This window comes from Streptomyces sp. NPDC086787, assembly GCF_044745865.1.
GTDB lineage: Bacteria > Actinomycetota > Actinomycetes > Streptomycetales > Streptomycetaceae > Streptomyces.
In genome coordinates this window covers 505,712-517,027 of record NZ_JBIVBC010000001.1, presented here as the reverse complement: position 1 = coordinate 517,027, position 11,316 = coordinate 505,712, and the positions used below count along the sequence as shown (strand labels likewise).

At 70.3% G+C, this 11,316-nt stretch carries 11 protein-coding genes; 5 read left to right on the top strand and 6 right to left on the bottom strand.

The window, feature by feature from the left end; translation table 11 throughout:
• Window positions 1–3: 3 nt before the first annotated feature.
• From ACIPK3_RS02360 to leuA, 6 genes are all read right to left on the bottom strand, one after another.
• The gene (locus tag ACIPK3_RS02360; protein WP_402565873.1) at window positions 4–666 is read right to left on the bottom strand and encodes a hypothetical protein; all 663 of its coding nucleotides are present in this window, start codon (window positions 664–666) and stop codon (window positions 4–6) included.
• The gene (locus ACIPK3_RS02355) at window positions 656–2,038 is read right to left on the bottom strand and encodes a hypothetical protein (RefSeq protein WP_402565872.1); all 1,383 of its coding nucleotides are present in this window, start codon (window positions 2,036–2,038) and stop codon (window positions 656–658) included. Before ACIPK3_RS02355 ends, ACIPK3_RS02360 begins: the two co-directional genes overlap by 11 nt.
• Before the next feature lie 28 nt (window positions 2,039–2,066).
• Window positions 2,067–2,432, bottom strand: a complete 366-nt coding sequence (locus ACIPK3_RS02350) for a hypothetical protein (protein ID WP_402565870.1) — start codon at window positions 2,430–2,432, stop codon at window positions 2,067–2,069.
• A 51-nt stretch (window positions 2,433–2,483) separates the two neighbouring features.
• Window positions 2,484–3,032 carry an HD domain-containing protein gene (locus tag ACIPK3_RS02345; RefSeq protein WP_402565868.1) on the bottom strand — a complete coding sequence of 183 codons (549 nt, stop codon included), beginning with the start codon at window positions 3,030–3,032 and terminating at the stop codon, window positions 2,484–2,486.
• A gap of 426 nt (window positions 3,033–3,458) precedes the next feature.
• The gene (locus ACIPK3_RS02340) at window positions 3,459–4,154 is read right to left on the bottom strand and encodes a TerB family tellurite resistance protein (protein ID WP_402565867.1); all 696 of its coding nucleotides are present in this window, start codon (window positions 4,152–4,154) and stop codon (window positions 3,459–3,461) included.
• A 300-nt stretch (window positions 4,155–4,454) separates the two neighbouring features.
• On the bottom strand, window positions 4,455–6,176 hold the full coding sequence (gene leuA, locus ACIPK3_RS02335) for a 2-isopropylmalate synthase (RefSeq protein ID WP_402565865.1): 1,722 nt from the start codon (window positions 6,174–6,176) through the stop codon (window positions 4,455–4,457).
• 362 nt (window positions 6,177–6,538) lie between these two features.
• Here leuA and ACIPK3_RS02330 point away from each other — a divergent pair, with 362 nt between their 5' ends.
• From ACIPK3_RS02330 to ACIPK3_RS02310, 5 genes are all read left to right on the top strand, one after another.
• The gene (locus ACIPK3_RS02330) at window positions 6,539–7,609 is read left to right on the top strand and encodes a M4 family metallopeptidase (RefSeq protein WP_402565863.1); all 1,071 of its coding nucleotides are present in this window, start codon (window positions 6,539–6,541) and stop codon (window positions 7,607–7,609) included.
• 20 nt (window positions 7,610–7,629) lie between these two features.
• Window positions 7,630–7,896, top strand: a complete 267-nt coding sequence (locus tag ACIPK3_RS02325) for a protealysin inhibitor emfourin (protein ID WP_402565861.1) — start codon at window positions 7,630–7,632, stop codon at window positions 7,894–7,896.
• A gap of 65 nt (window positions 7,897–7,961) precedes the next feature.
• Complete coding sequence (locus ACIPK3_RS02320; protein ID WP_402565859.1) at window positions 7,962–9,296, top strand: GH1 family beta-glucosidase; 1,335 nt, start codon at window positions 7,962–7,964, stop codon at window positions 9,294–9,296.
• Window positions 9,293–10,687: an MFS transporter gene (locus ACIPK3_RS02315; RefSeq protein WP_402565858.1), complete on the top strand. Its 1,395-nt coding sequence runs from the start codon at window positions 9,293–9,295 to the stop codon at window positions 10,685–10,687. The genes ACIPK3_RS02320 and ACIPK3_RS02315 overlap by 4 nt, the downstream gene beginning before the upstream one ends.
• Entirely contained in the window at window positions 10,684–11,259 is a 576-nt protein-coding gene (locus ACIPK3_RS02310) for a hypothetical protein (protein ID WP_402565856.1), read from the top strand. Before ACIPK3_RS02315 ends, ACIPK3_RS02310 begins: the two co-directional genes overlap by 4 nt.
• Window positions 11,260–11,316 lie beyond the last annotated feature (57 nt).

Genomic DNA, 11,316 nt, shown 5'->3' with positions numbered 1-11,316 from the left:
TGTTCAGGCGACGTCCGCGTTCTCCCGCTCCAGGACCCGTACCGCGGCCTGCACGCACAGTCCCCTGATGCACACCTCCAGCGGGCTGGCGTCGGGGAACAGCCGCTGGCCGTCCCGGGTGCGCCAGGCCGTGACGAACTCCTCCGGATCGGCCCAGGACAGTGCCGAGTAGCTGGCGGTGCTGACCGGGAACACATCGGGGCCGGAGTGGATCCGGGCGACCAGCGCCACCATGAAGGTGGGCTCGACGCTGCCGTCCCGCCCGGTCGGGTCCTCCACGTCACCGCGCAGCACACAGTGCACGAAGCACTCACCCGAGACCAGGCCGGACTCCAGGGCGTCCCCCATGCGCAGCTTCTTGGCCAGCACGGTCTCGACCAGCAGCCCTTCGACCGTGGTGGTCGCCCTCGGCAGCCCGAAGGCCCGGCGGTGGCCCCGGCCGCGGCCGTCGGCGCCGAGCAGGCCGGGAAGTCCCGAGAGGCCGGGCAGACCGGCGGAGGCCAGGCACGCCAGTTGCAGGGCGAGTTCGTGCGGGATCCGGATCGTGGGGACACTGACCACCCCCGGATGCCGGTCGTTGAACTCGGGCCTTCTTATGCCCACGAGTACCTGCGGCCGCGGCTCGGCGCGCAGGAAGACGAAGGCGGCCACTGCTTCATGGTCCATCGGGCACCACCGGGACAGGCTCGTTGAAGACATGGCTCTGCAACCACTCGCGGCCGCGCACGAGCAACCTGTTCAGCTCGCCGTCGTACGTGCCCGAGTAGAGGACGGACTCGCCCACCCGTGTCAGGACGCGGGGGTCGCCCCACTGGTTCGCGAGGCCGAGTTCGTCGGGGTCGCGTCGGTAGAGCACCACTTCGAAGACGCAGAAGAAAAGCTGTTCGTCGGTGTTCTCGCGTTCCATCACCTGGAAGCCGCACAGCCGGAACCGGTTCTCGGGGATGTCGAGGCCGGTGGAGTAGAAGAGTTCGCGCTGTCCGGCGTGGATGAACGCCTCTCTCGACAGGGTCAGTCCCGGGCTGCGGAAGTTGGTCTCCAGCCACATGGCGTCGATCGCGGCGGCGGAGTCGCGGTCCAGGAAGGGCACCACGCCCAGTGCCACCGCCACGTCCTCCTCCAGCACCCGCGCGCTCAGCAGCGACAGCTTGCCGAAGTCGTCGTTGGCCGTCATATGGCTGCGCCGTTTCAGCAGGACGACCGGATGCCCGCCGGCCAGTGAGCGCACCACGCAGATAGTCACCGGCAGACAGGTGCGGCGCCGGGCCGTCGCTCCGTAGGGTTCGAGGGCCCGGATCGGCAGCTGCCACAGCCGCTCGTCGGTGGCCGCGGCGCCCGAGGCCAGCAGGTCGTTGCCCACGGTGGCGGCCGCCGGGTCGACCGGGTTGCAGTCGACCTGCCGGGTCAGGAAGTCGCTGGCACCCGCGGCCCACTCCGTGATGCTCGCGGCGATCTGCTGGAACTCCGGGACGCCCTCCTCGTAGGACACGTACTGCTCGACCCCCGTGCCGGTGGGCGGCCCGATGGCGGCCCACACCCGCTGCCGGCCGGTCTCCCGCTGTTTCACCAGGACCGACATCTGGAGGTAGAGCAGGTCCATGGAGAGCAGGTGGAATCCCTTGTCCGCGGTCTCCGGTTCGGGGCGGGTCCACTGCTGCACCGAGTTGCGCAGCGCTGTGACCGCCGACTGCCACTGCTGCACCACCGGTCCGAGGCGGACGTTCCAGCGGTTGGCGAGGATGAGCGTGGGCGCCGGTGTCACATAGCGGAAGAGGTCCCACGGCAGTTCGGTGGGGGTGCCCTGGACGCTGGACGCCACCGCCTGGATCGCGGTGATGAACTCGCGTGAGGCCACTCCGCACACCGTGACCTCGGAGGCCTCGCGCAGCGCCTGGCCGAGTTCGCTCTGGAGTGACGCGGCGGTCATGCTCACCGCCCCCGCGTTCTGCGCGACGCCCGTGCCGGGGCCCGGTGCGGAACCGTGCCGGATCAGCCCTCGGGCCGCCAGTGCCTGGTCGGCTTGTCTCCCTGATGGCATGTGCCACCACCCCCCGGTGAGTCAGATATCAGGTTGTCGAGCGGTACACCCGGGCCACTTCGTGAATCATCACGCTCCATCGGCTCAGGAGTTCGGCCTCCTGCCAATTCGCGCCGACCGCGTATTCCACGAGATCATTGCAGGCCTGTCTGGCCCGGCCGTCCTGAATACGGGCCGCCCGTAGCAGGAGGCTCCGTCTGACTATGCTGCTCGGCTCGGTCAAAGAGCGTACGACATCGACCCCCTGGAAAAGGGTCAGTATTTCGTCGCACTGCACACGCTGGTGCTCGCCGCGGCGTTTCCGTCCGTCGAGCAGACTGCTGATCATGGGCGCGAGCAGTCCCGCCACCAGTCCGAGAATCGCCGTCCCCGTGGGAAGCAGCGCACTCAGCATGTTCCCCCCTTGTCCCCCGGACTTCCCCCGGATGTTCCCTCCGGCCGACCGTCAGGCCGACTTGAGCAGGCCTCTCTCGATTCCCTTGTCGATGGCGTCGTACGCGACTTTGGCCAGTGCCGGAATGGCACCCTCGACGCCCTCCACCCGGTGCCGTACGGCCGCCGCGGCCACCCCGTGGCGGCGCCAGGAGGACTTCTCCCCGGCCAGCAGGTTCATGAAGATCGGCAGCAGGACGTCCAGGGCCATGACGTACTTGCCCTCGGGGGTCTCGGTGAACTCGTACTCGCGCCAGCCCCGCTCCAGCGCCTCGCGCTCCTGTCCGGGCAGCGGGCTCAGCAGGACGCCGATGGCACGCTCCTCGCGCCGGCGGCGGCCCGAGGCGGCGGGGCCGTAGACGAACGTGTCACCGGCGACCACCTCCACCATGTCGTGCACGACGGCGAGACCCACGCAGCGCATCGGGTCGATCGGCTCGGCGGAATAACGGGTGAAGAGCAGGCAGGCCAGGGCGACGTGCCAGGAATGCTCGGCGGTGTTCTCACGGCGCGAGCCATTGGAAACCGGATTCTGCCGCTGGACGTGTTTCAGCTCGTCCATACGGCCGAGGAAATCAAGAAGTTGTGTGAGGTCCGTATCCGGGTCGCCTCTGCCCAGTTCTGCCAGCTCTTCGACGCGTGAGAAACCGGGAAGGGTTCGCACCGCTTCGGCCCATGTCATGATCTACCTCCCCTTGCGTGATCGAGACACCGAGGCTAGCAGGGCGGCATGGCCGAGTTACGCCCTTTTGAAAGCCATGACGCGCCAGGATCAGCGGATTTGATCGATCACGGCGGGACGGCCTCGGAATTCGATCATGTCAGGTTGAACGCGGACGCAATCATTCCCCTTCCCCCCGCGTCTGCCACGTCGGCAGCTCCCCTCGCCCTATACCCGAAACGACCGGCGACAAAGCGGGGACGAATACCGAAAGTGAGTTCCAGGCGAATATGACTGATTCCCACCGCGGGACGTCGTGGACGCCCCTCAGGACGGCGTACGGGCCGCGGCCAGCAGACGGCCGACGTCCTCCGCCCGGATGGTGAGGGCGGTGCCGATGGTGGTCAGGACGTCGCGTTCGGCGGGGGTGTAGGCGCCGTCGGCCAGGGCGATGCGGGCGGCCTGGAGCAGGAGGGACTCGCGGCCCGCCGGGGCGAGGTGGGGGGCCAGCGGGTCGAGGGACTCGTGGAGTTCTATGGCGAGGCTCGGACCGCACGGCTCGTCGAAGAGGCGGCCGGTGTCGGCGGCCAGGGCCTCGACGAGCGCGCGGAGCTGATCCTCCGCGCAGTCCTCGAAGCCCGCGGCGCGTACCGCGCCCGCGGCCGCCTCCAGGGCGGCCCGGGCACAGGTGCCGTCGGCGGCGAGCACGGCCAGGGCGGTGGTGTGCACGGCGTCGCGGAGCATCGCGGAGAAGCGCGAGGTGGTCGGATGGTCGAGAGCGTCGGTGCCGAAGTGGCGGCGGCAGGCCGCGCACTCCACGACCGGGCCGGCCGTCCCGCGCGGCAGCACGGGCACGCCCAGGAGGGTGAAGCGGCGGCGGCCGGTGAGCCGCTGGTAGTTGCGGTCGCCTCCGCAGCCGGAGCAGAAGAACTCGCCGTCCCCGATGGGCGTCCAGGCGACACGGGTACCGGCGATGCGCACAGGCCTGGTGACACGGCCGTCTCGTCCCCGTACTGGCAGCACGTCGCACCTCCTCGCGCCGCGGCAGCGTCGCCGCGTGGCCGTGATGTTAGCCACATTGCGGAGGCGAAGTCAGTACCCCGGACGAGACCTCTCCGTGACCTCGGGGGCGGTGTGGCCGAGAATCACACACCCTTTCGTCCGCCGGAGCGGCCGCGAGCAGGCCTGACGCCGCCCGGGCCCGGCCGCCGCACGCCGGACTCACGTCCGGGAATAACCGTCACCCCGGAACGCACGGAACCCCGGCCGCCGTACAAGTCGTACAAGCGGCCGGGGTCCTGAACACTCGTTCCGGTGAGGAGGTCAGCGGCTCGCACGGTTGACGGCGGACACGACCGCCTTCAGCGACGCGCGCGTGGTGTTCGCGTCGATGCCGATGCCCCACAGCACCTTGTCGCCGATCGCGCACTCGATGTACGAGGCGGCCTGCGCGGAGGCGCCCTCGCTCATCGTGTGCTCCTGGTAGTCGAGCAGGCGTACGTCCACGCCGACGGACTCCAGCGCGTCGAAGAAGGCCGAGATCGGACCGTTGCCGGTACCGGTCAGCACGGTGTCCTCGCCGTCCACCGTGGCCTCCACCGTGAGGGTGTCCACGCCGTCGGTGTCGGTGTTCGACTGGCCGGTGCGGACCTGGATGCGGCCCCACGGGTTGTCCGGGTTCGGCAGGTACTCGTCCTGGAAGACCGCCCAGATGTCCCTCGGGGTGACCTCGCCGCCCTCGGCATCGGTCTTCGCCTGGATGATCTTCGAGAACTCGATCTGCATCCGGCGGGGCAGTTCCAGCTTGTGGTCGTTCTTCAGGACGTACGCGACACCGCCCTTGCCGGACTGCGAGTTGACGCGGATGACCGCCTCGTAGGAGCGGCCGACGTCCTTCGGGTCGATCGGCAGGTACGGGACCGCCCACTCGATGTCGTCGACGGTGACACCCTTGGCCCGCGCCTCGGCCTCCATGGCGTCGAAGCCCTTCTTGATGGCGTCCTGGTGGGAGCCGGAGAAGGACGTGTAGACCAGGTCGCCCACGTACGGGTGGCGCGGGTGGACCTCCATCTGGTTGCAGTACTCCCACGTACGACGGATCTCGTCGATGTCGGAGAAGTCGATCTGCGGGTCGACGCCCTGGGAGAACAGGTTCATGCCCAGGGTGACCAGGTCGACGTTGCCGGTGCGCTCGCCCTGCCCGAACAGGCAGCCCTCGATGCGGTCGGCGCCGGCCATCAGGGCCAGCTCGGCGGCGGCGACGGCCGTACCGCGGTCGTTGTGCGGGTGCACGGACAGGACGACGTGCTCGCGGCGGGACAGGTTGCGGTGCATCCACTCGAAGCGGTCCGCGTGCGTGGAGGGGGTGGAGCGCTCGACCGTGGCGGGCAGGTTCAGGATGATCTCGCGGCCCGGGCCGGGCTGGTAGACGTCCATCACCGCCTCACAGACCTCCAGCGCGAAGTCCAGCTCGGTGTCGGTGAAGATCTCGGGGCTGTACTGGTAGCCGAACTCGGTCTCCGGGCCCAGCAGCTTCTCGGCGTACTCCACGACCAGCCGGGTGCCGTCCACGGCGATCTGCTTGATCTCGTCCTTGGAGCCGCGGAAGACGACCCGGCGGAAGACCGGGGCGGTGGCGTTGTACAGGTGGACGGTCGCCCGCCTGGCGCCCTTCAGCGACTCCACCGTCCGCTCGATCAGGTCCTCGCGGGCCTGGGTCAGCACGGAGATGGTGACGTCGTCCGGGATCGCGCCCTCTTCCTCGATGATCGAGCGCACGAAGTCGAAGTCGGTCTGGCCGGAGGCGGGGAAGCCGACCTCGATCTCCTTGTAGCCCAGCCTGACCAGCTGGTCGAACATCCGGCGCTTGCGCTCGGGCGACATGGGGTCGATCAGTGACTGGTTGCCGTCACGCAGGTCGGTGGAGAGCCAGCGCGGGGCGGCGGTGATCCGCCGGCCCGGCCAGGTGCGGTCCGGGATGTCGACCTGCTCGTAGCGGCCGTACTTGTGGATCGGCATGGAACTGGGCTGCTGGCGGTTCGCCATGATCGCGTGGGCTCCTCTGGAGGTCCGGAAGTCCGGATGTGCTGCACATCCTGAAGGACTGGGACGGCCGACGACGCAACGTCAAGCTCCGCGGGGAGGGGGTCGGCCTTCTGACTACAGGCCCTCGCCGCGGCAGCTAAGAAGAAGCAGCCCGAAACGCATGATGCTCCGCAGCCTAGCCGAGCCGCGCCGGGTGCGCGGGCCTGTATCAGTATGCGGAACCCAGAGAACGAAGTAACCAAAACGGGACAAAGTGTGTGCCATACCACTCCGTCACGAACCAGGGGTCCCTTGTCCCCGTATTTCACCAATCATGGTTGCGGCTAGTGACAGTTTCATGACTCAGTGCAATGGTGCCGGACATGACCACCAACGGGGGCTTCAAGCCCGTTTTCTGCACGATCGTGCCACCACACGTCCTCGACAAGCTCGCCCGGAACGAGGACCCCGCGCTCGCCCGGTACGCCCGCCGCACCCTGGAGCGCGACGCCCTGGAGCGCACCCGCCGCCGGCTGACCACGGTCGTCGGCGCCCCGGCCGTCGCCCCGCCCGCCACCGCCGAGGCCGGAAAGCCGCACCGCACCATCTACGACGCCCGCCACAACACCGACCTGCCCGGCGACAACGTCCGCGAGGAAGGCGCCGACACGAGCGGGGACGCCACCGTCAACCGCGCCTACGACGGACTCGGCGCCACCTTCGACCTCTATCTGAAGGCCTACGGCCGCGACTCCATCGACGGCGCCGGCCTGCCGCTCGACGCCACGGTCCACTACGACCGGGACTACAACAACGCCTTCTGGAACGGCGAGCAGATGGTGTTCGGCGACGGAGACGGGGAGATCTTCCTCGACTTCACCCTCCCGATCGACGTCATCGGCCACGAGCTGACCCACGGCGTCACCCAGTACACCGCCAACCTGGCCTACTTCGGGCAGTCCGGCGCGCTCAACGAGTCGCTCTCCGACGTCTTCGGCTCGCTGATCAAGCAGTACTCACTGGGCCAGACCGCCGACGAGGCCGACTGGCTGATCGGCGCGGGCCTGCTCGCGCCGTCCGTCACCGGCACCGCGCTGCGCTCCATGAAGGCCCCGGGCACGGCGTACGACGACGACGTCCTCGGCAAGGACCCGCAGCCCGCGACGATGGACGACTACGTGCGCACCGGCCGCGACAACGGCGGCGTGCACATCAACTCCGGCATCCCCAACCACGCGTTCTACCTGGCCGCCACGGCCCTCGGCGGCAACGCCTGGGAGCGGGCGGGGCAGGTCTGGTACGACGTGCTGACCGGCGGCAACCTGAAGGAGGACGCGCTGTTCGAGGACTTCGCCACCCTCACCCACAAGGCCGCACGGGCGCGCTACGGCGACGGCGACGAGCTGGAAGCCGTCACCAAGGCCTGGGAGCAGGTCGGGGTGCGCACGCTCTAGTTCCGTACTAGACATGTCCCATGCGCATTCAGGTGAGTCGCACGGGCGGATTCGCGGGCATCGAGCGGCAGGCCGAGGTGGACACCTCGGGCCGGCCCGACGCACCCGAGTGGGAGACCCTGGCCGAGCGGGTACTGGCCGCCGGCCCGGGCTCCCCGCCCAGCGTCGTCCCGGACGGTTTCAGCTACCGGATCACGGTGGACGGGACGACCGTGTACGCGGCGGATCCCCGGCTGACGGACGAGCAGCGCAGTCTGATCACCCGGGTACTGAAGGAAGGGGCATGAGCCAGCAGGAACCCTTCAACTGCCTTTCTGGTCAAGGTCGTTGACTTGAGCCATGGGCACTGCGGATGATCCGCCCCATGGCGACGAACCCGATACCCCAGTTCCCGGCCGGCTTCCTGTGGGGTGTGTCGACCTCCGCCCACCAGATCGAGGGGGCGGCGGACGAGCGCGAACCGTCGGTGTGGGACGCGTTCACCGCGCGGCCGGGACGGGTGAAGGACGGCTCGACGGCCGCGGTGGCCTGCGACCACTACCACCGCTACCGCGAGGACGTGGCGCTCCTGGCGGACCTGGGTGTGGACGCGTACCGCTTCTCGATCTCCTGGCCCCGGGTGAACTCCCCGGGCGGACTCGACTTCTACGACCGCCTGGTGGACGAGCTGTGCGCGGCGGGTGTACGCCCCGCGCCCACGCTCTTCCACTGGGACCTCCCGGTCGCGCTGGACTGGCTGGACCGGGACACGGCGGCCCGGTTCGCCGACCATGTCGCGGTGGTCGCCGCCCGGCTCGGTGACCGCGTCGGCAAGTGGATCACCCTCAACGAGCCCGCCGAACACACCCTGCTGGGGCACGCCCTCGGCCACCACGCCCCGGGCAGGGAACTCCTCTTCGACGCGCTACCGGTGGCCCACCACCAGCTCCTCGCGCACGGACTGGCGGTACGGGCGCTGCGCGCCGCCGGTGCCGGGGACATCGGGATCGCCAACTCCCACGGCCCGACCTGGCCCGCATCGGGCGAACCGGCCGACGTGGAGGCCGCGGACTTCTACGACCTCCTGCTCAACCGCCTCTTCGCCGACCCGGTCATCCTCGGCGAGTACCCGGACGGCATGGCCGAGTTGATGCCGGGGGACGTCCAGTCGGACCTGAAGGTCATCGCCGAACCGGTCGACTGGTACGGCGTCAACTACTACGCCCCCAACAAGGTGGGCGCCCCCCAGGACACCGGTACCGAGTTCGGCGGCGTCCCCATCCCCGCCGAACTCCCCTTCTCGCTCCGCGAGATCGAGGGCCGTCCGGTGACCGACTTCGGCTGGCCGGTGGTACCCGAGGCCCTGACCGAACTGCTCACCGCCTTCCACGACCGCTACGGCGACCGGCTCCCGCCGGTCGTCATCACCGAGAACGGCTGCTCCTACGAGGGCCTCGACGACCAGGACCGCATCACCTACCTGGACACCCACATCCGCGCCCTGCACCGGGCGTCGGAGGCGGGCGTGGACGTGCGCGGCTACTTCGTCTGGTCGCTGCTCGACAACTTCGAGTGGGCGGAGGGATACGCGCGCCGGTTCGGCCTCGTCCACGTGGACTACGAGACACAGACACGCACCCCGAAGTCCTCCTACCACTGGTTCCGGGAACTGCTGCGCGCGCAGGGGCAGCGGGCGTCGGGACGATGACGGGCGCCCGTCCGGCTCCGGCGGCGCTCGCGGAACCCCTCCAGCCCGTCGGCCGGGGCTGGACGGCAGCGCTCTCGCTCGCCAACGGGGCCATCTGGGTTGGGTGGTTCGGGCCGTTGCAGATCCTGCTCGCCGGTCAGGCGGAGCGGTTCGCGCCCGGGGTCGGCATGTCGAAGGAGGCGGTGCTGGCCTGGGTCACGGGGGCGGGGGCGGCCGTGTCGCTGGTCGCCAATCCGGTCTTCGGGGCGTTGTCCGACCGCACGACCTCGCGCCGTGGGCGCCGTACTCCGTGGATCGTGGCCGGGGCGGCGGGCGGCGCGTTGTCGCTGGTGCTGCTCGCGGGCGCGGGCGGGCTGTGGACGATGGTGGTGGGCTGGTGCCTGGTGCAGCTGACGCTGAACGCGGCGTTCGCCGCGGTCACGGCGGCGGTACCGGACCGTGTGCCGCGACTTCAGCGGGGCGCGGTGGGCGGCTGGCTCGGGGCGGCGCAGATCCTCGGCGTGGTCGGCGGAACGGGCCTCGCCACGGCGGCGGGCGGGACCGGGGCAGGGTATGCCGCGTGCGCGGTGTCCACGGTGCTGGGCGTGCTGCCGTACGTCGTGTGCCACAAGGACCTGCGGCTCGCGGCGGAGGACCGGCCGACCCGGGACCTGCGGGCCTTCCTCGCGGGCTTCTGGCTGAGCCCGCGCCGCTACCCCGACCTCGGCTGGGCATGGCTGACCCGCTTCCTGATCAACCTGAGCAACTCCCTGGTCCTGCTCTACCTCTTCTACTACCTGCGGGACGGCATCGGATACCCCGACCCCGACAAGGGCGTCCTGATCCTCACGGCGGTGAACGCTCTGGCGCTGCTGTGCACGGTCGTGGCCGGCGGCCGCTGGTCGGACCGGTCGGGCCGGCGCAAACCGTTCGTGATCTGGTCCGGGGCGCTGATGGCGATCGCGACGGCACTGCTGTCGGGCTGGCAGACCTGGCCGGGCGCGGTCGTCGCGTCGGCGGTCCTGGGCATCGGCTTCGGGGTGTTCACCTCGGTCGACTTCGCGCTGATGACGGACGTCCTGCCGACCGCCCTGAACCGGGGCAAGGACCTCGGCGTCATCAACGTGGCCAACGCCCTGCCCCAGGTGGCGGCTCCCGCCCTCGCCGCACCGCTCGTGACGTACCTCGGCGGCTACCGGGTGCTGTACCTGACCGCGGCGGCGATCGGGCTGGCGGGGGCGGGACTGGTGGGGCGGATACGGGGGGTCGACCAGGCCCGGCCCGGGGCTGACCCGGGGGCCGCCCGGATGCGGGCCATCCGGGCGAGGCGCCGGGCACGCACGGCATGGTGCCCGGGGCCGCGACGCCCCGGCGGCGGATGCTGGTACCTCCCCCACAGGAGAACCCCGTGAGCGAGCCCAGCCCCCGAGTCCCCCCGAGGCCGGCATCCGTCGCGGCGGGCGAGGCCGCTCCCGCCCCCGGTGTCATCGGCATCGGGCTCGCCGCGGTGCTGACGTTCGCGCTCGCCCAGGGCTCGTGGCAGTGGTTCGCCACGTTCATCGGGGTGACGCTCCTCGCGGTGATGGTCGCCTTCCAGCGGCGGGCGGAGTGGACGCCGGACATCCGCTCGGCGTACCTGCGCGGACTGATCGCGTACGCCCTGGTCGTCGGCCTGTGCGTGGCGATCGCACTCGCACCCCTGCTGCAACGCCAGGCTTGGCTGTTCCCGATGCCGGGCACCCGCCGCCAGTGCGGGCTGATGGGCAGGTACGAGGCGCTCCAGGTGAGGGCCGCTCTCGGGAACCTGGCCGGAGGTGACGGTGCCGCCCTCGCCTTCGCGCAGCGGGGCGAGTCCCGCAAGGCCGTCGCCGAGTGCCTGGCGGCCACGACGACCCTGTGGCTGCCCCTGTACGGACTGGGGGCGGCGGTGCTGGTGGGGGCGGCCGCGTGGTTCCGCGACCGGGCCCGGGCCCTCGGCTCCTGAGGGCCCGCACGCGCGTGGTCGTGGCCTGCCGGTGCACCTGATTTCCCTGCGGCGCGC